This is a genomic window from Enterobacter sp. WP_7_1, from assembly GCF_003688535.1.
GTDB classification, from domain to species: domain Bacteria; phylum Pseudomonadota; class Gammaproteobacteria; order Enterobacterales; family Enterobacteriaceae; genus Enterobacter; species Enterobacter asburiae.
In genome coordinates, this window is record NZ_REFK01000001.1 from 221,607 (window position 1) to 245,024 (window position 23,418).

At 58.1% G+C, this 23,418-nt stretch carries 24 protein-coding genes; 8 read left to right on the forward strand and 16 right to left on the reverse strand.

Going from position 1 to position 23,418, the window contains the following annotated elements; genetic code table 11:
- Positions 1 to 30 precede the first annotated feature (30 nt).
- On the forward strand, positions 31 to 1,683 hold the full coding sequence (ushA, locus tag BJ885_RS01095; protein ID WP_121930987.1) for a bifunctional UDP-sugar hydrolase/5'-nucleotidase UshA: 1,653 nt from the start codon (positions 31 to 33) through the stop codon (positions 1,681 to 1,683).
- A 121-nt stretch (positions 1,684 to 1,804) separates the two neighbouring features.
- Here ushA and ybaK read toward each other — a convergent pair whose 3' ends face one another.
- The 3 genes from ybaK to copA all read right to left on the reverse strand — a co-directional run bounded on the left by ybaK (position 1,805) and on the right by copA (position 5,827).
- Complete coding sequence (ybaK, locus tag BJ885_RS01100) at positions 1,805 to 2,284, reverse strand: Cys-tRNA(Pro)/Cys-tRNA(Cys) deacylase YbaK (RefSeq protein WP_023343509.1); 480 nt, start codon at positions 2,282 to 2,284, stop codon at positions 1,805 to 1,807.
- A 199-nt stretch (positions 2,285 to 2,483) separates the two neighbouring features.
- Positions 2,484 to 3,278, reverse strand: coding sequence for a TraB/GumN family protein (locus tag BJ885_RS01105; RefSeq protein WP_029741036.1), 795 nt, complete (start codon positions 3,276 to 3,278; stop codon positions 2,484 to 2,486).
- A gap of 50 nt (positions 3,279 to 3,328) precedes the next feature.
- Entirely contained in the window at positions 3,329 to 5,827 is a 2,499-nt protein-coding gene (copA, locus tag BJ885_RS01110) for a copper-exporting P-type ATPase CopA (RefSeq protein WP_121930988.1), read from the reverse strand.
- A 108-nt stretch (positions 5,828 to 5,935) separates the two neighbouring features.
- Here copA and cueR point away from each other — a divergent pair, with 108 nt between their 5' ends.
- Positions 5,936 to 6,346, forward strand: coding sequence for a Cu(I)-responsive transcriptional regulator (gene cueR / locus BJ885_RS01115; RefSeq protein ID WP_029741038.1), 411 nt, complete (start codon positions 5,936 to 5,938; stop codon positions 6,344 to 6,346).
- On the opposite strand, the gene BJ885_RS01120 is transcribed toward cueR, so the two are convergent.
- The 3 genes from BJ885_RS01120 to BJ885_RS01130 are packed head-to-tail and all read right to left on the reverse strand — an operon-like array spanning position 6,343 to position 8,602.
- Entirely contained in the window at positions 6,343 to 6,795 is a 453-nt protein-coding gene (locus BJ885_RS01120) for an NfeD family protein (protein WP_023310619.1), read from the reverse strand. The two genes, cueR and BJ885_RS01120, sit on opposite strands and share 4 nt — an antisense overlap.
- On the reverse strand, positions 6,792 to 7,706 hold the full coding sequence (locus tag BJ885_RS01125) for an SPFH domain-containing protein (protein ID WP_023310620.1): 915 nt from the start codon (positions 7,704 to 7,706) through the stop codon (positions 6,792 to 6,794). The genes BJ885_RS01120 and BJ885_RS01125 overlap by 4 nt, the downstream gene beginning before the upstream one ends.
- 44 nt (positions 7,707 to 7,750) lie before the next feature.
- Positions 7,751 to 8,602 (reverse strand): hypothetical protein, encoded by an 852-nt coding sequence (locus BJ885_RS01130; RefSeq protein ID WP_121930989.1) that lies wholly within the window; start codon positions 8,600 to 8,602, stop codon positions 7,751 to 7,753.
- Between the two features lie 143 nt (positions 8,603 to 8,745).
- Between BJ885_RS01130 and fetA the strand changes: the two genes are divergently transcribed.
- Positions 8,746 to 9,417 carry an iron efflux ABC transporter ATP-binding subunit FetA gene (fetA, locus tag BJ885_RS01135; RefSeq protein ID WP_029741041.1) on the forward strand — a complete coding sequence of 224 codons (672 nt, stop codon included), beginning with the start codon at positions 8,746 to 8,748 and terminating at the stop codon, positions 9,415 to 9,417.
- Positions 9,410 to 10,192, forward strand: coding sequence for an iron efflux ABC transporter permease subunit FetB (gene fetB, locus BJ885_RS01140; protein ID WP_023310623.1), 783 nt, complete (start codon positions 9,410 to 9,412; stop codon positions 10,190 to 10,192). The genes fetA and fetB overlap by 8 nt, the downstream gene beginning before the upstream one ends.
- A 49-nt stretch (positions 10,193 to 10,241) precedes the next feature.
- On the opposite strand, the gene BJ885_RS01145 is transcribed toward fetB, so the two are convergent.
- From BJ885_RS01145 to tesA, 3 genes are read right to left on the reverse strand one after another with little or no spacing between them, the layout of a single operon-like run.
- The gene (locus BJ885_RS01145) at positions 10,242 to 11,096 is read right to left on the reverse strand and encodes a co-chaperone YbbN (RefSeq protein WP_024906867.1); all 855 of its coding nucleotides are present in this window, start codon (positions 11,094 to 11,096) and stop codon (positions 10,242 to 10,244) included.
- A 58-nt stretch (positions 11,097 to 11,154) separates the two neighbouring features.
- On the reverse strand, positions 11,155 to 11,925 hold the full coding sequence (locus tag BJ885_RS01150; RefSeq protein ID WP_014882827.1) for an SDR family oxidoreductase: 771 nt from the start codon (positions 11,923 to 11,925) through the stop codon (positions 11,155 to 11,157).
- 28 nt (positions 11,926 to 11,953) lie between these two features.
- Positions 11,954 to 12,577: a multifunctional acyl-CoA thioesterase I/protease I/lysophospholipase L1 gene (gene tesA, locus BJ885_RS01155; RefSeq protein WP_047650472.1), complete on the reverse strand. Its 624-nt coding sequence runs from the start codon at positions 12,575 to 12,577 to the stop codon at positions 11,954 to 11,956.
- Between tesA and ybbA the strand changes: the two genes are divergently transcribed.
- The 3 genes from ybbA to BJ885_RS01170 all read left to right on the forward strand — a co-directional run bounded on the left by ybbA (position 12,548) and on the right by BJ885_RS01170 (position 16,974).
- Positions 12,548 to 13,234 (forward strand): putative ABC transporter ATP-binding protein YbbA, encoded by a 687-nt coding sequence (gene ybbA / locus BJ885_RS01160; RefSeq protein WP_121930990.1) that lies wholly within the window; start codon positions 12,548 to 12,550, stop codon positions 13,232 to 13,234. The genes tesA and ybbA overlap by 30 nt on opposite strands.
- Positions 13,231 to 15,645 carry a putative ABC transporter permease subunit YbbP gene (gene ybbP / locus BJ885_RS01165; protein ID WP_121930991.1) on the forward strand — a complete coding sequence of 805 codons (2,415 nt, stop codon included), beginning with the start codon at positions 13,231 to 13,233 and terminating at the stop codon, positions 15,643 to 15,645. Before ybbA ends, ybbP begins: the two co-directional genes overlap by 4 nt.
- 183 nt (positions 15,646 to 15,828) lie before the next feature.
- The gene (locus BJ885_RS01170; protein ID WP_023310628.1) at positions 15,829 to 16,974 is read left to right on the forward strand and encodes a porin; all 1,146 of its coding nucleotides are present in this window, start codon (positions 15,829 to 15,831) and stop codon (positions 16,972 to 16,974) included.
- A 125-nt stretch (positions 16,975 to 17,099) separates the two neighbouring features.
- Here BJ885_RS01170 and mnmH read toward each other — a convergent pair whose 3' ends face one another.
- The 7 genes from mnmH to ppiB all read right to left on the reverse strand — a co-directional run bounded on the left by mnmH (position 17,100) and on the right by ppiB (position 21,811).
- On the reverse strand, positions 17,100 to 18,170 hold the full coding sequence (gene mnmH / locus BJ885_RS01175) for a tRNA 2-selenouridine(34) synthase MnmH (RefSeq protein ID WP_121930992.1): 1,071 nt from the start codon (positions 18,168 to 18,170) through the stop codon (positions 17,100 to 17,102).
- A gap of 84 nt (positions 18,171 to 18,254) precedes the next feature.
- Positions 18,255 to 19,322: a 5-(carboxyamino)imidazole ribonucleotide synthase gene (purK, locus tag BJ885_RS01180; protein ID WP_059346279.1), complete on the reverse strand. Its 1,068-nt coding sequence runs from the start codon at positions 19,320 to 19,322 to the stop codon at positions 18,255 to 18,257.
- Entirely contained in the window at positions 19,319 to 19,828 is a 510-nt protein-coding gene (purE, locus tag BJ885_RS01185; protein ID WP_121930993.1) for a 5-(carboxyamino)imidazole ribonucleotide mutase, read from the reverse strand. The genes purK and purE overlap by 4 nt, the downstream gene beginning before the upstream one ends.
- Positions 19,829 to 19,989: 161 nt before the next feature.
- Positions 19,990 to 20,175, reverse strand: a complete 186-nt coding sequence (locus tag BJ885_RS01190) for a hypothetical protein (protein WP_029741050.1) — start codon at positions 20,173 to 20,175, stop codon at positions 19,990 to 19,992.
- 68 nt (positions 20,176 to 20,243) lie between these two features.
- Positions 20,244 to 20,453, reverse strand: a complete 210-nt coding sequence (locus BJ885_RS01195) for a YdgH/BhsA/McbA-like domain containing protein (RefSeq protein WP_023310633.1) — start codon at positions 20,451 to 20,453, stop codon at positions 20,244 to 20,246.
- Positions 20,454 to 20,590: 137 nt separating this feature from the next.
- Complete coding sequence (gene lpxH, locus BJ885_RS01200; RefSeq protein WP_121930994.1) at positions 20,591 to 21,313, reverse strand: UDP-2,3-diacylglucosamine diphosphatase; 723 nt, start codon at positions 21,311 to 21,313, stop codon at positions 20,591 to 20,593.
- 3 nt (positions 21,314 to 21,316) lie between these two features.
- Positions 21,317 to 21,811, reverse strand: coding sequence for a peptidylprolyl isomerase B (gene ppiB / locus BJ885_RS01205; RefSeq protein ID WP_010428247.1), 495 nt, complete (start codon positions 21,809 to 21,811; stop codon positions 21,317 to 21,319).
- A 174-nt stretch (positions 21,812 to 21,985) separates the two neighbouring features.
- Here ppiB and cysS point away from each other — a divergent pair, with 174 nt between their 5' ends.
- Complete coding sequence (gene cysS, locus BJ885_RS01210) at positions 21,986 to 23,371, forward strand: cysteine--tRNA ligase (protein WP_029741052.1); 1,386 nt, start codon at positions 21,986 to 21,988, stop codon at positions 23,369 to 23,371.
- Positions 23,372 to 23,418: the final 47 nt, after the last annotated feature.

Consider the following 23,418-nt stretch of genomic DNA (forward strand, 5'->3'; position numbering starts at 1 on the left):
GCCTTTGTCTATTGGTCAGGGAGAGAGAAGATGAAGTTAATGAAGCGGGGCGTCGCGCTGGCGCTCATCGCCGCATGGGGCCTGGTAAGCCTGCCCGCGCAGGCGTATGAAAAAGACAAAACCTATAAAATCACCATTCTGCATACCAACGATCACCACGGTCATTTCTGGCGCAGCGAATACGGCGAATATGGCCTGTCGGCACAAAAAACGCTGGTGGACGGCATTCGCAAAGAGGTAGCGGCCCAGGGGGGCAGCGTGCTGCTGCTGTCGGGAGGCGATATCAATACCGGCGTGCCGGAATCCGATTTACAGGACGCGGAACCTGATTTTCGCGGCATGAACCTGATTGGCTACGACGCGATGGCCGTGGGTAACCACGAGTTCGACAATCCGCTGACCGTGCTGCGTCAGCAGGAAAAATGGGCCAAATTTCCCTTCCTCTCCGCCAATATTTACCAGAAAAGCACCGGCGAACGCCTGTTTAAGCCCTGGGCGCTGTTTAAGCGTCAGGATCTGAAGATTGCGGTCATCGGCTTAACCACCGACGACACGGCGAAAATTGGTAATCCCGAGTTCTTTACCGATATCGAATTCCGCAAACCGGCAGACGAAGCGAAGCTGGTGATTCAGGAGCTGCAGCAAAACGAAAAGCCGGACGTGATTATCGCCACCACGCATATGGGGCACTACGACAACGGCGAGCACGGCTCTAACGCGCCCGGCGACGTGGAAATGGCGCGCAGCCTGCCCGCGGGCTCGCTGGCAATGATTGTGGGCGGTCACTCACAGGATCCGGTGTGCATGGCCTCGGAGAACAAAAAGCAGGTGGACTACGTGCCGGGCACGCCGTGCGCGCCGGACCGTCAGAACGGTATCTGGATTGTTCAGGCGCACGAGTGGGGCAAATACGTCGGCCGGGCGGATTTCGAGTTCCGTAACGGCGAGATGAAGCTGGTCCATTATCAGCTCATCCCGGTCAACCTGAAGAAGAAAGTTACCTACCCGGACGGGAAAAGTGAGCGCGTACTTTACACGCCAGAGATTCCAGAAAACCAGCAGATGCTCTCCCTGCTGACGCCTTTCCAGAACAAAGGCAAGGCGCAGCTGGACGTGAAAATCGGCACGCTGAACGGTCGTCTGGAGGGGGACCGCAGTAAAGTTCGCTTCGTGCAGACCAACATGGGCCACCTGGTGCTGGCGGCGCAAATGGCGCGCACCGGCGCTGATTTTGGCGTAATGAGCGGCGGCGGCATTCGTGATTCCATCGAAGGTGGAAACATTACCTATAAAGACGTCCTGAAGGTGCAGCCGTTCGGCAACCTGGTGGTCTATGCGGACATGAGCGGGAAAGAGGTGATTGAGTACCTGACCGCCGTGGCGCAGATGAAGCCGGATTCCGGGGCCTATCCGCAGTTTGCCAACGTCAGCTTTGTGGCGAAAGACGGCAAGCTTAACGACCTGAAGATCAAAGGCGAACCGGTTGACCCGGCGAAAACGTACCGTCTGGCAACGTTAAGCTTTAACGCCACCGGCGGCGACGGCTATCCGCATATTGATAACAAACCGGGATACGTGAATACCGGCTTTATCGATGCGGAAGTGCTGAAGCAGTTTATCGAGCAGAATTCGCCGATTGACGTGAATGCCTACGAGCCGAAAGGTGAGGTGAGCTGGCAGTAGTGGTGTGCGGCCTGATGCCCTCACCCCAACCCTCTCCCACCGGGAGAGGGCGCGAACACAAAAAACGGTAACGCCTGTTACCGTTTTGTTTTTACCTCGCAGCCGCCACCGGGCAATTTTCTCAATCCCGGCGCGCAATATCCGCAAACTTCGCGTCCAGCATTTTCGCCAGGTCGCCCGCCGCCAGCTCGATATCCAGCCCGCGTTTACCGCCGGATATAAATATGGTGTCAAACTCCTGTGAAGGCGCATCGATCAGCGTCGGCAGGCGTTTTTTCTGCCCGAGCGGACTGATGCCGCCCACCAGATAGCCCGTGGTGCGTTGCGCTACCATCGGATCCGCCATATCCACCTTCTTCGCCCCCAGGGCTTTGGCGACTTTCTTCAGATCCAGCTGTCCCGCCACCGGGGTAACCGCGACGGCGAGGTGTTTCATATCGCCATTCACCGCCACCAGCAGCGTTTTGTAAACCTGGTCCGCGTTCAGGCCCAGCTTGCGCACCACTTCATCACCAAAGTTAGTCTCATTCGGATCGTGATCGTAAGTGTGGATCCGGAAAGAAATGTTGTTTTTTTCGAGTAATTTAACGGCGGGAGTCATAGCTATCCTTCTTACGACAGACAAATCATGCCATCAGCATACGCCTGACGTTTGTCTAAAAAATAGCACCATCTTGCGCAATAGTATTGGCAGTGATGGTCACTTTGAGCGACAATCGGCTCAACCGAAGGTCTCCTTCGGCATAATAAAAACGATGAAATTCCTCTTTGACGGGCCAATAGAAATATTGGCCATTTTTTTATTTTAACAGTGACGGCAAATTCCCTTCTCCGTACAAATGTAACGCCCCAACCGCCACCACGTAATGCCCCGCGGGCAAAGCATGCAGCGTCTGTCGCCAGGCTTTGTTGCGCGCATTCATCAGCACATCATACAGCGATTCGCTGAACGTCGACGGTAACGCCAGCTTACCGTCCTCAGGCGGCGCGTCCAGCCACCAGCCAATCATGGTCTGCAGCAGGCGCGCGTTGGTGTGCCAATGGGTCAACGTATCATCCAGCAGCATCAGGCCGTCGTCGGGAAGCTGGCGCAGAAGCGCAATCTGGCTGTCCGTCCCTTCCAGCTCGATGACGGGCAGGCTGCGCGCCCTTGCCGCGTTCAGCAGCTGGTAATCAATGCCGTAGTCACCGCGCAGTCCCAGACGCTGCGCCTGCGTGGCCTGCAGCACCATCGCAATTTGCCAGAGCGGCAGGGTGTCAATCATGGAGAGCGACACGCCGGTTTCATCCGCGACGCGCGTCAGTTCGGCAAGCCGGACATCATCCAGACGTTCCGCCAGGCTGAGATCGCTCTCGAGCCCGGCAAACGGTGACTCCTGACCTGAAATGTCCGCCTCAACGACCAGCGCGTCAGCGCGTTTCAGCAGTTTTATCAGGCCGGGTGGCAGGGGAGACATATCCTGCGTACCCATATGAATGCTGCCGACCAGGTGCAGGTGCTGTCCGCCGGGGAGAGAAATATCCAGACCGGGCCAGGCATAACGGCGAGGAAAGAGGGCGCGAAACGATGCTTTTATACGATTAAACAGACCCATACGCGCTCCATGAACGGAAAGGTTCATGCTAGCGCGTACGGGTACAAGGTTCAATCCTTCGGTTTAAAGCGCAGCAGCCGGTTGGCGTTGCTCACCACGGTAATGGAGGAGAGCGCCATCGCCGCGCCCGCGACCACCGGGTTAAGCAGCGTGCCGGTCAGCGGCCACAGAATACCGGCCGCGATTGGGATACCGAGAGAGTTATAGATAAATGCCCCCAGCAGGTTCTGCTTCATGTTGCGCAGCGTGGCTTTTGAAATGGCCAGCGCGTCGGCAACGCCCATCAGGCTATGGCGCATCAGCGTAATGGCGGCGGTTTCGATGGCGACATCGCTCCCGCCGCCCATGGCAATCCCCACGTCCGCCTGGGCCAGCGCCGGGGCATCGTTGATGCCGTCGCCGACCATCGCCACCTGACGACCCTGACTTTGCAGTTTCTTGATGGCGTCCGCTTTACCGTCCGGCAGTACGCCTGCAATGACCTCATCAATTCCGGCTTCTTTCGCGATGGCGTTGGCGGTGGTCGGATTGTCCCCGGTCAGCATCACCAGACGATAGCCCGCACGGTGCAGACGCTGCAGGGCGTCCACGCTGTCCTGGCGAAGCGGATCGCGCACGGCCAGCAGCGCGGCGGCTTTGCCATCCACCGCCAGCAGAACCGGCGTGGCGCCCTGAGACGCCTGCGCCTTCAGCTCGCTTTCCAGCGCGGCGGTATCAATACCGTTTTCATTGAGCAATGCCTGGTTGCCCAGCAGCAGCGCGTGGCCTTCTGCTTCACCGCTGACGCCGAGCCCGCGCAGGGTGCGGAAATTGCTGACCTGCGGCAGGGCAGAAGCATTCGCTTTATCGAGAATGGCGCGCGCCAGCGGATGGCTGGAGCCTTGCTCCAGCGCGGCGGCGAGGCGCAGCGCCTCCTCTTGTGCAATGCCTGCGGTAGTGACGGCCACCACCTGCGGTTTGCCTTCGGTCAGCGTGCCGGTTTTATCAAACACCAGCGTGTCGAGAGTGCTGGCCCGCTGCAGCGCGTCCGCATCCCGCACCAGTACGCCAAATTCGGCCGCGCGGCCTACGCCGGAGATAATCGACATTGGGGTCGCCAGGCCAAGGGCGCAAGGACAGGCGATGATCAGCACCGTGGTGGCGATCACCAGGGTGTAAACAATCTGCGGTGCCGGGCCGAAGAAATACCAGATAGCCGCGCTCAGAAGGGCAATGCCGACCACCACCGGCACAAAAATGGCCGAGATTCTGTCGGCAAGCTGGCCAATTTCCGGCTTGCTGCTCTGGGCCTGGCGCACCATGCGGATGATACGCGACAGCGTCGTGTGGCTGCCGACGGCGCTGGCGGTAAACAGCACGCTGCCGTCCTGCACCACCGTACCGGCATGAACGGCGTCGCCGTCTGATTTCTGCTGAGGGATAGGCTCGCCGGTCAGCATCGCTTCATCCAGCCAGGCTTCGCCCTGGGTTATCTTACCGTCAACGGGAACGCGATCGCCCGTCGTCAGGCGCAGCGTCATGCCGGGCTGAACTTCCGCCAGCGGGACGCTTTTCTCCCCCTCGTCCGTGACCACGCGGGCCGTCGGCGGGGTTAAATCAAGCAATCTTTCCAGCGCTTTCGAGGAGCGCTGGCGGGCGCGGGCTTCCAGCATGTGGCCCAGGTTAATCAGGCCGATAATCATCGCGCTCGCTTCATAGTAGAGATGGCGCGCCTCCATCGGGAACCACTGGGGCCAGACGTTCACGCTCATCGAATAGAGCCACGCCGCGCCGGTACCGAGCGCCACCAGCGTATCCATCGTCGCGGTGCGGTTTTTCAGGCTCTTCCAGGCGCTAGTGTAAAAATGCCCGCCTGCAAACACCATCACCGCAAGGGTAATCAGGCCAATCACCAGCCACAGCGTGCGGTTGTCGTCGGTGACCATCATGTTGTCACCCATCATCCCCCACACCATCACCGGAATACCCACCAGCAGGGCGACAATTGCCTGCCAGCGGAAGCGTTTCATGGTAGCGATAGCCGTTTCCTGCTGGCGCTCGCGGCGCTCGGCATCATCTTCGATAGCCTCCGCCCCGTAGCCCGCTTTCTCAACGGCCTGCACTAAATCTGCGGCGGAGGCACTGCCCATCACCAGCGCAGTACGCTCAGCAAGATTGACCCGTGCCTGCGCGACGCCCGGTACGGCCTGCAAGGCGTTTTGTACCCGGGAGACGCAGCTGGCGCAGCTCATGCCGTTGATCAGCAGCTGTTGGCTGTCATCAATATCATCAGCTGCCGGAAGCTCAGGAGTGGCCGCTGTCAGCGCTTCCGACGGGGATGATGACTCTGCCAGCGGTTTAGCCTTTGGGTGGCTTAACTCCGCCCCGTAACCGGCCTGCTTAATGGTATCGATCAGCGCATCCGCGCTGGCGCTGCCGGTGACGGCGGCATGATCGATAGTCACGTCAGCGCTTTCAACGTCAGGGCGCTGTTCCAGGCTTTCTTTAACGCGTTTGACGCAGTGGCCGCATGAGAGGCCGTCCAGCGTCAGGTCGATAGTGTGAGACATAACAAAACTCCCGTATAATGAACTGGTCAGTAGTTGACCGGAGTAACGCTTTTCGCTAACTGTTATGAAGGTTAAACCTTCCATCAAGGGGAAGGTCAAGGGGGAAATGTGAATATCAGTGACGTGGCAAAAAAAACCGGCTTAACCAGCAAGGCAATCCGCTTTTATGAAGAGAAGGGGCTGGTGACGCCACCGCTGCGCAGCGAAAACGGCTACCGCAGCTATACGAAACTGCATATTGATGAGCTGACGCTGCTGCGCCAGGCAAGGCAGGTCGGGTTTAATCTGGAAGAGTGCGGCGAGCTGGTAAACCTGTTCAACGATCCGAAGCGTCACAGCGCCGACGTGAAAAAACGCACGCTGGAAAAAGTGGCCGAGATCGAACGCCACATCATCGAGCTGCAGGCGATGCGCGAACAGCTGCTGCAGCTCGCGGAATCCTGTCCGGGGGATGACGGCGCCGACTGCCCGATTATCGATAACCTTGCCGGCTGCTGTCATCGTAAGGCCTCTGCCTAACAGGCCTTCACCCGCAGGGTAATGCCTTCCACCGCAATGACCTCAACCCGCGTGCCGGCGCTGAGATCGTCGTCGGCGACCACCGGCCACGAGCTGTCGCCCACGCGCATGTGCCCGCGCCCGTTTACCAGCGCGGTGTCGAGCGTAAAACGCTTGCCGACAATCTGCTGTCCGCGCTGGTTGAGGTGCGCGTCCAGCGGCTTCTGCTCGTTAACCCGCCGGTTTAGCCAGCGCCACCACAGCCAGGCGGCCACCAGCGTGAGCACGGCAAACAGTGCACCCTGCCACGCCCAGTCCAGAGGAAGGATCCAGACCAGAAGGCCCGTAATGACGGCGGCAACACCGCTCCATAGCAGGTAGCCGTTGCCGCCCAGCATCTCCGCCGCCAGCAATAAGCCGCCGAGGCTTAGCCAGAAGGCATGAGGATGTGCAGCGATCAGCTCAATCATTTTTTACGCTCGTTTCCGCTGTCTTTAATCAGTTCGGCAATACCGGCGATAGAGCCCATCAGGCTGCTGGCCTCCAGCGGCATCATCACCACTTTGCTGTTGTTCGCCGATCCGATCTGTTTTAGCGCGTCGGTATATTTTTGCGCGACAAAGTAGTTCACGGCCTGGATATCACCGGCGGCAATCGCCTCGGACACCATCTGAGTGGCGCGGGCTTCCGCCTCGGCCGAACGTTCACGCGCTTCCGCCTGTAAGAATGCGGACTGACGATCGCCTTCCGCTTTCAGGATCTGCGACTGTTTTTCCCCTTCCGCTTTGAGGATCTCCGCCTGACGCACCCCTTCGGCTTCCAGAATGTAGGCGCGCTTGGTTCGCTCGGCCTTCATCTGGGCGTTCATGGAGGCGATCAGCTCCGCCGGCGGACGCACGTCGCGGATCTCGATACGGGTGACCTTGATCCCCCACGGGTTGGTTGCCTCATCGACAATATGCAGCAGGCGGGTATTGATGCTGTCGCGCTGGGAAAGCATTTCGTCCAGCTCCATCGAGCCGAGCACAGTACGGATGTTGGTCATCGTCAGGTTGACGATCGCCAGCTCCAGGTTGCTGACCTCATACGCCGCTTTCGGCGCGTCAATCACCTGAATAAAGCAGACGGCGTCGATGGTGACGTTGGCGTTATCCTTGGAGATGATCTCCTGAGACGGAATGTCCAGCACCTGTTCCATCATGTTGATCTTGCGACCGATTCTGTCCATGAACGGGACGATCAGGCTTAAGCCCGGCTGGAGGGTGTTGGTGTAGCGACCGAAACGCTCGACGGTCCACTGATAACCCTGAGGGACAATTTTGACGCCTGCGCCCACAATAACCAGCGCAACGAAAATAAGGACAGGAACAACGATAAGCATAAAAACCTCCTGTTTTGCATGCTGTGATGAGTGAAAGTGTGTGTTTATTGCTCGTAAGTATAGGTAAAGTCAGAGATGAATCCATCACACGCTTCGGCAATGGCTTTGGATAATCCCTGGTAGTACTTCTCCAGCCCCAGCGCTTCGATACGCTGGATCTGTTCGCGGATAGGGGCGCAGAACAGAACGGCATTCCCCGCTTCAACGCGCTTGTTATTAGGGGGAAGGTCGCCCGCGATGGCCTTGAACCACGTTCTGATACCCTGCTTTAAATTATGCGGCGCTTTTGTCAGGTTATCCATGCCCGTCAGAACCTGCAGGGTAGGGAACTCATCGGCCAGCACGGCGGTTTTCATGCGCGCAAAGAACTGGCTGAACAATTCAAACGATCCCAGATCGGTCACGCGCGGTTTGGTGGTTTTACCGTTCTTATTGCCGATTTTACCCGCTTTCGACGCTGCGGCCGGAACCGCATTCACCTTTTCCAGCTCCAGCCCGAATAACAAATTACAGTGCGCGCGGCGCTCTTTCAGCGGGTAGGACATTAGCACGTCAATGAATTGGGTGGCCTTTACATCCGCAAGATCGTGGTTGATAAGCCACTGGGTACGAGAAAATTCAGCCGGAGAGACGAACCAGTCGGGTACTTCATTGAAACGTTTTGATTTTCCCTTGCCGTCAAATTCCAGGAAGTGTGTCCCGTTGTCGAAGGCGAAATAGCAATTTTTGAAACTGCCGATCGTGGTGTTCACGATGAGCGCCTTCTTAACAAAATCCACCACCTCTGCACCGATGACAAAACGCGTGAGTTCCGAAGATTTGATGACTTCCATTAATGTTTCGACATCAGGAACACCAGGCTTCAGGGAAGGAAACTCATAAAAGATATGTGCCATGCTGCTTACTTCCTGTAGTGATGGTGGAGACAAATGACAAACAAAAAGTTTAACACTTGCTTTAGCGTGAGGCTATTCGCTCTGTGCGCACGAAAGGATTATGCTACAGGCGGTTATTACACGAAGCGGTTAACGGAAGCGTAATGAACGATAAAAAAGAACTATTACATCTCAGGGATATTGGATTTCGTGTTGGAGAAAACATTATTCTTCAGCACGTCGGGTTTAGCCTGTCGCCGGGCGAGTTTAAATTAATCACGGGCCCCTCAGGCTGCGGTAAAAGCACGCTGCTGAAAATTGTGGCCTCACTCCTCAGCCCGACGGAGGGCACCCTTCTGTTTGAAGGACAGGATATCGCGTCGCTTTCCCCGGAAAGCTATCGCCAGCAGGTCTCCTACTGCGTGCAAACCCCCGCGCTGTTTGGCGATACGGTTTATGACAACCTGATTTTCCCTTGGCAAATCCGCAATAAAACGCCGGAACCGGAAAAGTTTATCAGCGATCTCGCCCGCTTTGGCCTGGCGCAGGAGACGTTAACCAAATCTATCACCGCGCTGTCGGGCGGAGAAAAGCAGCGCGTCTCGCTGATCCGCAACCTGCAGTTTTTACCGAAGGTGCTGTTGCTGGACGAAATTACCAGCGCGCTCGATGACGTCAACAAGCGCAACGTTAACGAGATTATTCATCGCTACGCCCGGGAGCAGAATATTGCCGTGCTGTGGGTGACGCACGATGCTAATGAAATAACCCATGCGGATGACGTGATTACGCTTCAGCCGCACGGCGGGAAAATGCAGGAGGCTAACCGTGGGTGAGCATAACATTACCAATGAATCACTGGCGTTTTCGATGGTGCTGGTGCTGATTGCGATTGTGGTCAGCTACCGGGAAAAGCTGGGGCTGGAAAAAGATATTGTGTGGAGTATCTGCCGCGCGGTGGTTCAGCTCATCATCGTCGGCTATGTGCTGAAGTATATTTTCAACGTCAACCACGCGGTGCTGACGCTGCTGATGGTGCTCTTTATCTGTTTCAACGCGGCGTGGAATGCGAAAAAACGCAGTAAATACATTGATAAGGCGTTTATCTCGTCGTTTATCGCCATTACCACCGGGACGGCGCTCACGCTGGCTGTACTGGTGCTCTCCGGCTCGATTGCCTTTACGCCGATGCAGGTTATTCCCATCTCCGGCATGATTGCGGGGAACGCCATGGTGGCCGTTGGGCTGTGTTATAACAATCTCGGCCAGCGCTTCAGCAGTGAACAGCAGCAGCTGCAGGAGAAATTAAGCCTGGGAGCGACGCCTAAGGTGGCCTCGGCGCGACTGATTCGTGAGAGCATTCGCTCATCGCTGATCCCGACGGTAGATTCAGCCAAAACGGTGGGGCTGGTGAGCCTGCCGGGCATGATGTCGGGGCTGATTTTTGCCGGTATCGATCCGGTAAAAGCGATTAAGTATCAGATCATGGTGACGTTTATGCTGCTTTCCACGGCAAGCCTGTCAACCATCATTGCCTGCTACCTGACCTATCGGAAGTTCTACAACGCGCGCCACCAGCTGGTGGTGACGCAGTTAAAGAAAACGGGTTAAGCCTGTTTTGTAGGCCCGGTAAGCGTTAGCGCCACCGGGCATTTTTTTGTTAGTAGAGCAACGCGTACAGCTGACGACGATACTTCGAAGCCAGCGCGTCTCCGGTGCCCAGCGCGGCCAGAATTTCCTGGAACATCTTGCGCGCCTGACCGTCTGCGGCGGCCAGATCTTTTTGCAGGTGGCTGAACAGCAGCTCCAGCGCCTCTTCGTTACGCCCCACCTGGTGCAGCTGCAGCGCCAGCTGGCTTGCCAGCGCGGCGTCGGCCGGGTTATCGGCGACCTGCTGCTGCAGCTGCTGAATTTCTGGGGTGTCCGCCGCCTGTTTCAGCAGCTCAATCTGCGCGACCAGACCCTGATAGCGGGTGTCCTGATCCTGCAGCGGAACCGTTTTGAGTACGGCTTCCGCGTCTTCTGAACGGTGCAGGGCGATCTGCGTTTCCGCCAGCAGCAGGCCAATCTGGCTGTTCTGATTCGACAGCTGCCACGCGTCTTTGAGCAGCGGCAGCGCCTCGTCGTATTTACCTTCCTGCATCAGCGCCATGCCTTCCTGCGCTTTCAGCTCTTCTTCGCGCGGCAGCACTTTATCCAGCAGGGCGCGAATCGCCTCTTCCGGCTGCGGCCCCTGGAAGCCATCAACGGGCTGGCCGTTCTGGAACAGATAGACCGTAGGAATGGCGCGCAGACCAAACTGCGACGCCACCATCGGCTCGGCGTCGCAGTCCAGCTTAGCGAGAATGAACTGACCGTTGTACTGGGCAGCAAGGCTTTCCAGCACCGGCGTCAGCTGCAGGCAGTGTTGGCTGCGTTCAGACCAGAAGTAGAACAGGACCGGTTTGGTCATCGACTGTTCAAGGGTCTGTTGCAGGTTAGCTTCTGTAATATTGACGATATTCTGTACGGACATGCGGCTTTCTCTTTTGTCGGTTTGTTCTTTACATGGGGATGAGCGTCGTCGCTTCAACTCAACCGTGCAAAATTTTGTCCATCATCCGGCCCGGCAGCAGGCGTTTTAACCAGCCTACGGCGTGGGTGACCAGCGTCACCGGATAGCGCATTTTGGGATGTTCGCTCTCAAAAGCATGGCGCACTTTGGCCACAACCGCCTCTGGCCCGAGGGTAAAACGTGCGGCAATGCCGGGGTTCTCGACCGGTTTATCCGCCTGCGTCTGGTTCACGTTTTCGGTAAAGCGGGTGCGGATCGGGCCGGGCTCAATCAGGCTGACCTTAATGCCGCTGTGGCGCAGCTCCATGCGCAGGGCGTCGGACCAGGCCTCCAGCGCATATTTGCTGGCGGCGTAGGCGCCGCGGCCCGGGGTGGAAATCAGCCCCATCACTGACGATGTCATCACGATGCGCCCTTCACCGTGCGGCAGCATCGCGGGGAGCAGACGCATGGTGAGCTGATGCACGCCGAAGAAGTTGGTCGAAAACTGTTTCTCCAGCGTTTCGCGGGAGAGCGTATCCAGCGGGCCATACACGCCGTAGCCGGCATTGTTAAAGAGCCCGTAGAGACGATTGTCGGTCAGCGCGATCACTTCATCGGCGGCGCGTTCAACGCTCTCCGGCGAGTCCATATCCAGCAGCACGCCGGTAAAGCCCAGCCCGTTCATGCGTTCGACATCGTCGGGTTTGCGACAGGCCGCCAGCACCCGAAACCCCTGGCGCTTCAGTTCGAGCGCGCTTTCCAGGCCGATTCCACTGGAACATCCTGTAATTAAGACCGATTTTTGCATAACTTTACCTGTCAGGATCTCCGCTTAATCAGGAGTCATGTTTAACTAAAGGAGCCAGCCGCGTTGCCATCCAGTCGGCAATAAACGGCTGCGCATCGCGATTGGGGTGGATCCCGTCGTCTTGCATCCACTGGGGTTTGAGATAGACCTCTTCCATGAAAAATGGCAGCAGCGGAATATCAAACTCTTTGGCAAGCTTAGGGTAGATCGCGCTAAAGGCCTCATTATACCGACGACCGTAGTTGGCGGGCAGGCGAATTTGCATCAGCAGCGGCTGGGCGTTTGCCGCTTTGATATCCTGCAAAATGGTGCGCAGCGTTTGCTCGGTTTGCTGAGGCTGAAAACCGCGCAATCCATCGTTACCGCCAAGCTCCACCAGCACCCAGCGCGGCTGGTGCTGTTTGAGCAGCGCAGGCAGGCGCGACAGGCCCTGCTGCGAGGTATCACCGCTGATGCTGGCGTTGATTACAGCGGTTTTGCTCTGCCATTTGTCATTGAGCAGGGCGGGCCAGGCCGCGCTGGCCGCCATGCGATAGCCTGCGCTCAGGCTGTCGCCGAGAACCAGTAACGTGTCCGCTGCCGCCGCGCGGAAGGTCATCAGAATCAAAAACAGGAAGGGCAAATGCCAGCGGAAAACAGTGTTGAAGTTCATCATCTTAAGAAGTCCGTCGGTCAGGGGGAACACGAGCTTTCCATCCTTACTGGAGTTGAACTCGTTGTCAAACGCGCTGAAACCATCGCGCTGATTGGCGAATCCGGCTCCGGCAAGTCCACGCTGCTGGCGATTTTGGCCGGTCTGGACGACGGCAGCAGCGGCGAGGTCCACCTTGTCGGGCACCCGCTGCACCAGCTTGATGAAGAGGCGCGGGCCGCGCTGCGCGCGCGTCACGTTGGTTTTGTTTTTCAGTCCTTTATGCTGATTCCCACCCTGAACGCGCTGGAAAACGTCGAACTCCCGGCGCTGTTGCGCGGTGAAAACAGCCGTGAAAGCCGCACGCATGCGAAGGCGCTGCTGGAACAGCTCGGTCTGGGGAAACGTCTCTACCATCTTCCCGCGCAGCTTTCCGGCGGCGAGCAGCAGCGCGTGGCCCTGGCGCGGGCGTTTAACGGCCGTCCCGAAGTCCTGTTTGCCGATGAGCCCACCGGTAACCTTGACCGTAAAACCGGCGACAAAATTGCCGACCTGCTGTTTTCGCTCAACCGCGAGTACGGCACCACGCTGATCCTCGTGACCCACGATCCTCAGCTCGCCGCCCGCTGCGACCGTCGCCTGCGGCTGGTCAACGGTATTCTTCAGGAGGAGGCATGATTACCCGCTGGTTCTGGCGCGAGTGGCGTTCCCCCTCGCTGCTGATCGTCTGGCTGGCGCTCAGCCTGGCGGTGGCCTGCGTGCTGGCGCTCGGCAGCGTCAGCGACCGCATGGAAAAAGGGCTCAGCCAGCAGAGCCGGGAGTTTATGGCGGGGGACAGGACGCTGCAAAGCTCCCGCCCGGTGCCGTCGGGCTGGATTGACGAAGCGCACAAAGAAGGGCTGAAGGTGGGGGAGCAGATAACCTTCCAGACCATGACCTTTGCGGGCGACACGCCGCAGCTCGCCAGCGTGAAGGCCGTCGATGATATCTACCCGATGTACGGCGAATTGCAGACCAGCCCGCCCGGGCTGAAGCCGAAGCCCGGCACGGTGCTGCTGGCATCACGTCTGATGGCGCTTCTGAACCTGAAACCCGGCGACAGTATCGACGTCGGCGACGCCACGCTGAAAATCGCCGGGGAAGTGGTCCAGGAACCCGACTCCGGCTTTAACCCCTTCCAGCTCGCGCCGCGCCTGCTGATGAATACTGCGGATGTCGCGGCAACCCATGCCGTTCAGCCGGGCAGCCGCGTCACCTGGCGCTACAAGTTTGGCGGCACGCCTGCGCAGCTTGACGCGTATGAAAAATGGCTTCTGCCGCAGCTCAAGCCGGAGCACCGCTGGTACGGGCTGGAGCAGGACGAAGGGGCGCTCGGCAAATCTCTCGAGCGTTCTCAGCAGTTCCTGCTGCTTTCGGCGCTGTTAACCCTGCTGCTGGCCATTGCGGCGGTTGCCGTGGCGATGGGGCACTACTGCCGCAGCCGCTACGACCTGGTGGCGATCCTCAAAACCCTGGGGGCGGGCAGGGCGCAGCTGCGCAAGCTGATTGTCGGCCAGTGGCTGATGCTGCTGGTCCTCTCCGCGCTGACCGGCGGAGTAATGGGGCTGCTGTTTGAAAAACTGCTGATGGTGATGCTGAAACCGGTGCTCCCGGCCGCATTGCCGCCCGCCAGCCTCTGGCCGTGGCTGTGGGCGATGGGCGCAATGACGGTGATTTCGCTGCTGGTGGGGCTACGCCCCTACCGCCTGCTGCTCGCGACGCAGCCCCTGCGCGTGCTCCGCAACGATGTAGTGGCGAACGTCTGGCCGCTGAAGTTCTACCTTCCGGTGATAATAGCCGTGGCGGTGGGGCTGCTGGCGTGGCTGATGGGGGGCAGCACGCTGCTGTGGGCGGTACTGGCCGGGGCGGTTGTGCTGGCGCTGCTGTGCGGCGTGCTGGGCTGGATACTGCTCAACGTCCTGAAGAGGCTGACGGTAAAATCCCTGCCCGTGCGCCTGGCGGTCAACCGCCTGCTGCATCAGCCGTGGTCAACGCTCAGCCAGCTGTCGGCGTTTTCGCTGTCATTTATGCTGCTGGCGCTGCTTTTAGTGCTGCGCGGCGATCTGCTCGATCGCTGGCAGCAGCAGCTTCCCCCGGAAAGCCCGAACTATTTCTTGATCAACATTGCCCCTGAGCAGGTCACACCGCTGAAGGGCTTCCTGTCGGAGCATCACATTATTCCTGAGTCGTTCTATCCCATCGTTCGCGCGCGTCTGACGCAGATCAACGGGCAGCCAACGGACGGAAACAAGGACGAGTCGCTGAACCGCGAGCTGAACCTGACCTGGCAGGAGAAACGCCCTGACCACAACCCGATAACCGCCGGCACCTGGCCGCCAAAAGCGGGGGAAGTGTCGATGGAGGAGGGGCTGGCGACGCGGCTGAACGTGAAGCTCGGGGACAGCGTGACCTTTACCGGCGATACCCAGGATTTCAGCGCGAAAGTCACCAGCCTGCGTAAAGTGGACTGGGAAAGCCTGCGGCCAAACTTCTTCTTTATCTTCCCGCCGGGCGCGCTGGACGGTCAGCCGCAGAGCTGGCTGACCAGCTTCCGCTGGGAAAACGGCAACGGCATGCTGACCCAGCTCAACCGGGAATTTCCGACGGTCAGCCTGCTGGATATTGGCGCGATCCTGAAGCAGGTGGGGCAGGTGCTGGAGCAGGTGAGCCGCGCGCTGGAGGTCATGGTGGTGCTGGTGACGATCTGCGGCGTGCTGTTGCTGCTTGCCCAGGTGCAGGTGGGCATGCGCCAGCGCCATCAGGAGCTGGTGGTCTACCGCACGCTGGGTGCCGGAAAGCGGCTGCTGCGGATGACGCTCTGGAGCGAGTTTGCGCTGCTGGGGCTGGTGGCGGGTCTGGTGGCGGCCATTGGCGCAGAGACGGCGCTGGCGGTGCTGCAGACAAAGGTCTTCGACTTCCCGTGGGAGCCTGACTGGCGCCTCTGGTTGATCCTGCCTCTCAGCGGCGCGGTGCTGCTTTCTCTTTGCGGAGGCTGGCTCGGCACCCGGCTGTTAAAGGGGAAAGCCCTGTTCCGTCAGTTTGCAAGTTGATTTAGCACGGTGATATTTGCGCGCCGGGTTTTAATGCCGGTGCGCAGTGTTTAAATAGCACAAAGTGATAATACCCACTCATTTAGTAGCACAAAACATTAAAAACCCGACCACACAGCCCGATTATTTCCAGTTAATATTCACCCGCTAAATATTTAGCAGCGTGTCTATTAAGGAAAAATAATGACTATAAAAAAATCAGCGCTGGCGGCAACGATCGGCGCGGCAGTGGCATTGACTACCTTCGCTTCTCAGGCGGAAATCACCGTTCTTAAGCAGGATCCTCAGGCGGGTAACCCGCTGAGCCGCCTGAACTTTACCGTTGGCGGCAGTATTCGTCCTCAGTTCCAGAACATGACCGGCGACGACGGTAAAAACAGCTACAAGCGTAACGGCTTTGACGGCGGCACCCGTTTCCGTTTCGCGGCTGATTACTACCTGTTTGATGACATCAGCTGGATCAGCTACTACGAGCTGGGTGTCAATATTCCTGCGCAGTTTAACTGGGATCACCACTACGCCGACGGCGCACACGACACCACGCGTCGTATGCTCTACACCGGTCTGAAGAGCGATACCTGGGGTACGCTGACCTTCGGTCAACAGAACAGCGTTTACTATGATGTGGTGGGCGCGAAAACCGATATCTGGGACTACGACATGATCGGTCAGGCTCCGGGTAACGGGATCAACGGCGATTACGACGGTTCTTACCGTTCACGCCAGATGCTGAAATATAAGAAAACCGTGGGCGATGCCGACATCTACGCATCTTACCTGTTTGAAGACAGCGAATACCTGCCGGGCAACGGCCTGCGCTACAAGCGTAAAGGCGGCGGTTCACTGGGTCTGGATTACCACCTGACTACCGATCTGACCTGGGGCGCCGCGTGGAACTACACCCGCGCGGACATGCGTAACCCGGACAACGGCGACAGCAAAACCTACGACCAGAACATTCTCGGTACCGCGCTGAGCTGGACCCCGGACAACTGGACCTTCTCCGCAGGCGGCGGCTGGTACCAGAACTTCCTGACCACCAAAAAAGTGTCTGTTAACGACTACTTCGCCGGTGATGCATGGGGTATTGAATACTTTGCGGGCTACAAGTTCCCAATCGGCCAGTACGCGGTTAAATCCATCCAGCCTTACTTCATGGGTGACCGTATTGAGTACGTGAACGGCCGTAACTACCAGCGCATCGACAACGGCGTGGGTATCAGCTTCCAGCTGGATTACGGTTTCCGCGTGGATTACGAACACGTGTTCACGTCCAGCACCGACAACCTGGGCGACATGAACCTGGTGCGTCTGCGTTACGACTTCTAAGTCGTCTTGTAGGGGGCGGCCTGATGCCCTCACCCTGACCCTCTCCCACGGGGAGAGGGAACAAACATTATAAACGGCAACCCTGGTTGCCGTTTTGCTTTTACCTCGCCACCCGGCTTTATTTTTTAGCGATCAAGCCACTCAGCAATCTCTTCGTACGTCCCGCGATACACAATCTTCTCCGCCTTTTTCTCCAGCTGATAGCCGTACATCGGGTCGTAATAGTCCTTCAGCAGCGGCGTAAGCCAGCTGAAGTGCACGTCAGTGTTGCCAGAGCGTTGCTGTTCCAGCAGCGCGGAATCTAACAGCGCGGTGAATTCTGCATACCGCTGCAGCCCCAGACGGCGGCGAATGGCGAACAGGCCGTGATGCAGATACTCGCTGTACTCTTTCCAGCCCGTTTCCTCGCCGTAGGCAGCAGAAAAGTCCGCCCACATGTGGTCGAAATACTCTTCGCGTAGGCGCTCAAGGCGGACGTCAAACGGGTCTTCGACGACAACGATAGGGGCTTCAACCATGCGGTCGCGCAGGCACTCCGGCAGGTGGTTGGAGCCAATCATCCGGCCCTCGTCTTCCAGCACCCAGCGCGCGGCGTCTTTTTTCAGGAGCTCAGCCGCAAGGTGGTTTTCAAAGCTGGCCTGGGAAAGCTGCGGCGTGAGCGTGCGGCCAAACGACGAACCGCGATGGTGCGCCAGCCCTTCCAGATCGATACCCTGCGCATGCTGCTTCACCAGCAGGGTTTTGCCGTTTCCGGTACAGCCGCCGATGAGCACCATCGGCTTTTGTGACTGCTCGATGGTCACCTGAATCGCCGTCTGACGCAGGGCCTTATAGCCGCCGCGGATCAGCGGGTAGTCGATGCCCGCCTCTTTCAGCCAGGCCTGCGAGATATGCGAGCGCTGGCCGCCTCGCGCGCAGCAGAGAAAGCCCTCAGGATGGGTAAGGCTGGCTTCCCGCCAGGCGTTGATGCGTGCTTCACGCGTCTCGCCGCTCACCAGGCTGTGGCCGAGCGCCAGCGCGGCGTCGGGCCCCTGGCGTTTATAGCAGGTACCGACGGCGGCGCGCTCGTCGTCGTTCATTAAGGGCAGGTTGACCGCCGCAGGCATCGCGCCCTGGGCAAATTCGATCGGCGCGCGAACGTCGATTAAAGGGGTATCAGACGCGAGGATCGCGCGATAGTCCGTTCCATCGTTCATGGTTATTCCAGAAGAAAACTCAGCAGCAATGGGCGGGGATTGTACGCCGGGGAAGGGGAAGGTCAACTCCCCGGCGCAGATGTCTTACTTGAGCTTTGACTGTGCCCAGACAATGCCGCTCGCATATTCCGGCGGCAGGAGAGGGATCATTGCTTCCAGGGTGGCGCTCAGGCGGCCCGTGTCGCTGTCGTTCAGGTTCAGGTGACCGACCTTACGACCCGCGCGAACCTCTTTGTCATACCAGTGCAGATGCACGAGCGGCAGCTTCAGCCAGTCGTAGTTCAGATCGGTGCCGATCAGGTTGATCATCACCGACGGGCTGTTCACCACCGGCTGCGGCAGCGGCAGGTCGGCGATCGCGCGCAGGTGCAGCTCGAACTGGCTGATGGACGCGCCGTTTTGCGTCCAGTGACCGCTGTTGTGCACGCGCGGCGCAAGTTCGTTGATCAGCAGACCGGACGGGGTGATAAAGCACTCCATCGCCATGACGCCCACATACCCGAGTTCGTGCATGATGGCAGAGAGCATATCTTCCGCCTGCGCCTGCTGGTCAGCATTGGCGTGCGGGAAGGCGACGCTGGTGCGCAGAATACCGTCCTGATGCAGGTTATGCGTCAGCGGATAAAAGACGGTATGCCCGTCGTGCCCGCGCGCGCCAACCAGCGACACTTCGCCGCTGAAGTTGATGCCTTGCTCAACGATGCACTCGCCGTAGCAGTCGTCCGGCAGTTCTGCCGTTTCATCTGCACGCAGGCGCCACTGGCCGCGGCCGTCGTAACCGCCCACGCGGCGCTTCACGATTGCCAGCTCGCCCAGCATCGCGAAAACGTCATTCCACTCGCTTTTATCGGACAGGAGCTGCCACGGCGCGGTCGGCAGACCGAGCTTGTCGAACAGCTGCTTTTGCGTCAGACGGTCGGCGATGATCGGGAACACGTCGCGGTTAACGAAGGCGTTATGACGCGCCAGCTCGCGGGTCAGAGCCGTTTCCGGCCAGCGTTCGATCTCGGCGGTGATCACGCTCTGGTGGAACGGTACGGCTTCCGGTTCGGCGTCCAGCCCGACGGGCCAGACGGTAATACCCAGCGGCTCACCGGCCTGACGCAGCATGCGGCCTAGCTGGCCGTTACCGAGGACGCAAACCTGCTTCATGCCGCACCCCGCGGGTCCGGATTGTCCAGCACCTCGTCGGTCTGGGCTTTACGCCACTCCGCCAGACGCTGGTGTAATGCTTTATCGTGCGTCGCAAGAATTTGCGCCGCCAGCAGGGCGGCATTCGCAGCTCCCGCTTTACCAATCGCCAGCGTGCCGACAGGAATACCGCGCGGCATCTGGACGATGGAGTAGAGGCTATCCACACCGCTTAACGCGGCGCTTTGGACCGGAACGCCCATTACCGGCACCAGGGTTTTAGCGGCAATCATGCCTGGCAGATGTGCTGCGCCGCCCGCACCGGCAATGATCACCTCATAACCGTTCTCTTCGGCGCTTTCGGCGAAGCTGAACAGTTTGTCCGGTGTACGGTGCGCGGAGACCACTTCAACGTGGTGCGGAACATTCAGGATTTCAAAGATTTCGGCGGCGAACTGCATGGTAGCCCAGTCGCTTTTGGACCCCATCACGATGGCGACACGCGCCGGATTATTGCGGGAAGACATGCGTCTTAAAACTCCTGTGGTGCGAAACACACTGCTTTCGAGGGCACAGAGAATAGCATGTTATACGGGCAAGGAAAACGGTTGCGCGGTTAAAAGGCGAGCAGTTATGGCGAGAAAGAGATAACAAAAAAGACCGCACGATGGCGGTCTTTTATGTGATGTTACTGAAGATCCCCTGCGGACAGGTTCTCGTTGTCAAACGCGCGGCTGACATCGATATGGTTCACCATGCTGGTGTCGGCATTCGAGCCTGATTTTGGCACGGAGAAACGATTCTCCGCGGCCTGTGCGCCAGTGGACACCACGACTGCCAGCAGCAGGGTACTTACGATGCTGATGTTTTTCATTCTCTGTTCCTTCCTCATCGTATTGTCGCTGTCGCACGTCTTAGCTGGCGGCACGGCAATCAGGGTTTTTATTTAGTCAGTTCTGCGGTCATGTACACGCGGTTGTTGACCTTCGCGCTCGTGATTTTATAAGAGGCATTCTGCTCGGCGGCCTGCGCGGCAATTTTCGCTTCTGCGCGGTCAAGGGTAGAGGCGGTTGCGCTCACGCTTTGAGCGAAAGAACCGAAAGAAACCAGGGAAAGAGCGGCAACTGCAACGAAAGTTTTGATAGATTTCATGGTCGTATTCCTTAAGTATTTTATCTGGGAAAGGGCGTGTTGCCCTGATGTGATAAATAATAGGCCGACCACGGGCTGATTAAAATCGAAACAATTTGCCGATATTGTTCAAAAAAATAGAATGATAGTGTGAGGGGTTAGAACGGAAACGCGATCAGCTCCACGCCCTCTGGCGAGACTTTGACCATGGAGCCTTCGGTGTGCCAGGCACCCAACACCACGCGATGGGCCGGTTCGCCGTTGGCGATAAGGGAATGGACGTCAGGACGGTGCGTATGACCGTGGATCAACCACTGAACGTCATGCTTTTCCATCACGCTCGCCACGGCCTGCGGGTTCACGTCCATGATGGTCATGGATTTGCTGCTGTTGGCGGCTTTACTGCCCGCGCGCATTCTGGCGGCGATGCGGTTGCGGATAAACAGCGGCAGAGCAAGAAATGCCTTTTGGATCCACGGGGTGTGGACTTTGGCGCGAAACGCCAGGTAGCCGGTATCGTCGGTGCAGAGCGTGTCGCCGTGCATGATCAGGACCCTGCGGCCATAGAGATCGAGCACCTGCTCTTCCGGCAGCAGCGTCATGCCGCTTTCTCGGGCGTAGCGCTTGCCGATCAGGAAATCACGGTTGCCGTGAATGAAGTAGCAGGGAACGCCGAAATCCACGAGGGCGTGAATGGCGGCGGCCATTTCACGGTGCAGCGGGTTAGGGTCATCGTCGCCAATCCAGGCTTCAAACAGGTCGCCCAGGATGTACAGCGCATCGGCGCTTTTCGCTTCACCGCGTAAAAAACGCAGAAAACCGGCGGTTATCGCCGGTTCTTCTGTTTGCAGATGCAGATCCGCAATAAAGAGTGTCGCCACGAATTACTCGCTGACGGTCACGCTTGTAATCACAACGTCTTCTTTAGGAACGTCCTGGTGCATACCGCTGCGGCCAGTAGAGACGGCTTTGATCTTGTCAACCACGTCCATGCCTTCAACCACTTCTGCGAATACGCAGTAGCCCCAACCCTGCAGGCTCTCGCCGGAGAAGTTCAGGAAGTCGTTGTCAGCCACGTTGATGAAGAACTGCGCGGTGGCAGAGTGCGGAGCCTGAGTACGGGCCATTGCCAGCGTACCGCGGGTGTTTTTCAGACCGTTGTTTGCTTCGTTTTTGATCGCTTCTTTGGTCTCTTTCTGGTTCATGCCAGGTTCGAAACCGCCGCCCTGGATCATAAAGCCGTTGATCACGCGGTGGAAAATGGTGTTGTTGTAGAAACCTTCGCGGCAGTAGTCCAGGAAGTTTTTAACTGTTTCAGGCGCTTTGTCATCAAAGGTTTTGATTACGATATCGCCATGATTAGTGTGGAAAGTAACCATTTTTGCATCCTGTTCCGTTATTGTGGTACGTCGACCCGCGTTCGGGTCATCTATAGGGGCTTGTTATAGCATAACCACAGGATGCGATCACCTTGCATTGTGTGCTGCTTCGGGTTTGAATTACGGGTAGAATAGCCGGTTTTCAACCACACACGTGTTTACATGGAATCTTCGATGTTAAAAATCTTTAATACAATGACGCGCCAGAAAGAGGAATTTAAACCTATCCATGCCGGGGAAGTCGGCATGTACGTGTGTGGTATTACGGTTTACGATCTCTGTCACATTGGCCATGGCCGTACTTTTGTCGCCTTCGACGTGGTGTCACGCTACCTGCGTTTTCTGGGCTACACCCTGAAATACGTGCGTAATATCACCGACATCGACGACAAAATCATCAAGCGTGCTAATGAGAACGGCGAAAGCTTCGTTGCGCTGGTCGATCGCATGATCGTCGAGATGCACAAAGATTTCGACGCCCTGAATATTCAGCGCCCGGACAGCGAGCCGCGCGCGACCCACCATATTCACGAAATCATTGAGATCACCGAAAAGCTGATCGCACGCGGCCATGCCTACGTTGCGGACAACGGTGACGTGATGTTCTCGGTGCCGACGGACCCAACCTACGGTTCGCTTTCCCGTCAGGATCTGGACCAGCTCCAGGCCGGCGCGCGCGTTGACGTGGTTGACGTGAAGCGTAACCCGATGGACTTCGTGCTGTGGAAAATGTCTAAAGAGGGCGAGCCAAGCTGGCCATCCCCGTGGGGCGAAGGCCGCCCGGGCTGGCACATTGAGTGTTCCGCGATGAACTGCAAGCAGCTGGGCAAGCATTTCGACATTCACGGCGGCGGTTCGGACCTGATGTTCCCGCACCATGAAAATGAAATCGCGCAGTCCACCTGCGCCCACGGCGGCGAGTACGTGAACTACTGGATGCACTCCGGCATGGTAATGGTTGACCGCGAGAAGATGTCTAAATCGCTGGGTAACTTCTTCACCGTGCGCGACGTGCTGAAGTATTACGACGCGGAAACCGTGCGCTACTTCCTGATGTCCGGCCACTATCGCAGCCAGCTGAACTACAGCGAAGAGAACCTGAAACAGGCGCGCTCGGCGCTGGAGCGCCTGTATACCGCGCTGCGCGGTACCGACAGGTCTGTTCCTGCTGCGGGCGGCGAAGCGTTTGAAGCCCGCTTTGTTGAGGTGATGAACGACGACTTCAACACCCCTGAAGCGTACTCCGTGCTGTTCGACATGGCACGCGAAGTGAATCGCCTGAAGTCAGAAGATATGGCCGCGGCGAATGCGCTGGCGTCCCATCTGCGTAAGCTTTCCTCCGTGCTCGGCCTGCTGGAGCAGGATCCGGACGCGTTCCTGCAGAGCGGTGCGCAGGCGGACGACGGTGAAGTGGCGGAAATTGAAGCGTTGATCAAAGCACGTCTGGAAGCCCGTCAGGCAAAAGACTGGGCGGCGGCAGATGCGGCGCGCAATCGTCTGACCGAGATGGGTATCATTCTGGAAGATGGCCCGCAGGGAACGACCTGGCGCCGTAAGTAATTTTCCCCTCACCCTAACCCTCTCCCGCAGGGAGAGGGAATTGTTAC

What these genes read in the sequence shown, in the direction of transcription:
- ushA (WP_121930987.1), top strand. Translation starts at nt 31, where the DNA reads ATGAAGTTAATGAAGCGGGGCGTCGCGCTGGCGCTCATCGCCGCATGG.
- ybaK (WP_023343509.1), bottom strand. Translation starts at nt 2,284, where the DNA reads ATGACTCCCGCCGTTAAATTACTCGAAAAAAACAACATTTCTTTCCGG.
- BJ885_RS01105 (WP_029741036.1), bottom strand. Translation starts at nt 3,278, where the DNA reads ATGGGTCTGTTTAATCGTATAAAAGCATCGTTTCGCGCCCTCTTTCCT.
- copA (WP_121930988.1), bottom strand. Translation starts at nt 5,827, where the DNA reads ATGTCTCACACTATCGACCTGACGCTGGACGGCCTCTCATGCGGCCAC.
- BJ885_RS01120 (WP_023310619.1), bottom strand. Translation starts at nt 6,795, where the DNA reads ATGATTGAGCTGATCGCTGCACATCCTCATGCCTTCTGGCTAAGCCTC.
- BJ885_RS01125 (WP_023310620.1), bottom strand. Translation starts at nt 7,706, where the DNA reads ATGCTTATCGTTGTTCCTGTCCTTATTTTCGTTGCGCTGGTTATTGTG.
- BJ885_RS01130 (WP_121930989.1), bottom strand. Translation starts at nt 8,602, where the DNA reads ATGGCACATATCTTTTATGAGTTTCCTTCCCTGAAGCCTGGTGTTCCT.
- fetA (WP_029741041.1), top strand. Translation starts at nt 8,746, where the DNA reads ATGAACGATAAAAAAGAACTATTACATCTCAGGGATATTGGATTTCGT.
- BJ885_RS01145 (WP_024906867.1), bottom strand. Translation starts at nt 11,096, where the DNA reads ATGTCCGTACAGAATATCGTCAATATTACAGAAGCTAACCTGCAACAG.
- BJ885_RS01150 (WP_014882827.1), bottom strand. Translation starts at nt 11,925, where the DNA reads ATGCAAAAATCGGTCTTAATTACAGGATGTTCCAGTGGAATCGGCCTG.
- ybbA (WP_121930990.1), top strand. Translation starts at nt 12,548, where the DNA reads ATGCCAGCGGAAAACAGTGTTGAAGTTCATCATCTTAAGAAGTCCGTC.
- tesA (WP_047650472.1), bottom strand. Translation starts at nt 12,577, where the DNA reads ATGAACTTCAACACTGTTTTCCGCTGGCATTTGCCCTTCCTGTTTTTG.
- ybbP (WP_121930991.1), top strand. Translation starts at nt 13,231, where the DNA reads ATGATTACCCGCTGGTTCTGGCGCGAGTGGCGTTCCCCCTCGCTGCTG.
- BJ885_RS01170 (WP_023310628.1), top strand. Translation starts at nt 15,829, where the DNA reads ATGACTATAAAAAAATCAGCGCTGGCGGCAACGATCGGCGCGGCAGTG.
- mnmH (WP_121930992.1), bottom strand. Translation starts at nt 18,170, where the DNA reads ATGAACGATGGAACGGACTATCGCGCGATCCTCGCGTCTGATACCCCT.
- purK (WP_059346279.1), bottom strand. Translation starts at nt 19,322, where the DNA reads ATGAAGCAGGTTTGCGTCCTCGGTAACGGCCAGCTAGGCCGCATGCTG.
- purE (WP_121930993.1), bottom strand. Translation starts at nt 19,828, where the DNA reads ATGTCTTCCCGCAATAATCCGGCGCGTGTCGCCATCGTGATGGGGTCC.
- BJ885_RS01190 (WP_029741050.1), bottom strand. Translation starts at nt 20,175, where the DNA reads ATGAAAAACATCAGCATCGTAAGTACCCTGCTGCTGGCAGTCGTGGTG.
- BJ885_RS01195 (WP_023310633.1), bottom strand. Translation starts at nt 20,453, where the DNA reads ATGAAATCTATCAAAACTTTCGTTGCAGTTGCCGCTCTTTCCCTGGTT.
- ppiB (WP_010428247.1), bottom strand. Translation starts at nt 21,811, where the DNA reads ATGGTTACTTTCCACACTAATCATGGCGATATCGTAATCAAAACCTTT.
- cysS (WP_029741052.1), top strand. Translation starts at nt 21,986, where the DNA reads ATGTTAAAAATCTTTAATACAATGACGCGCCAGAAAGAGGAATTTAAA.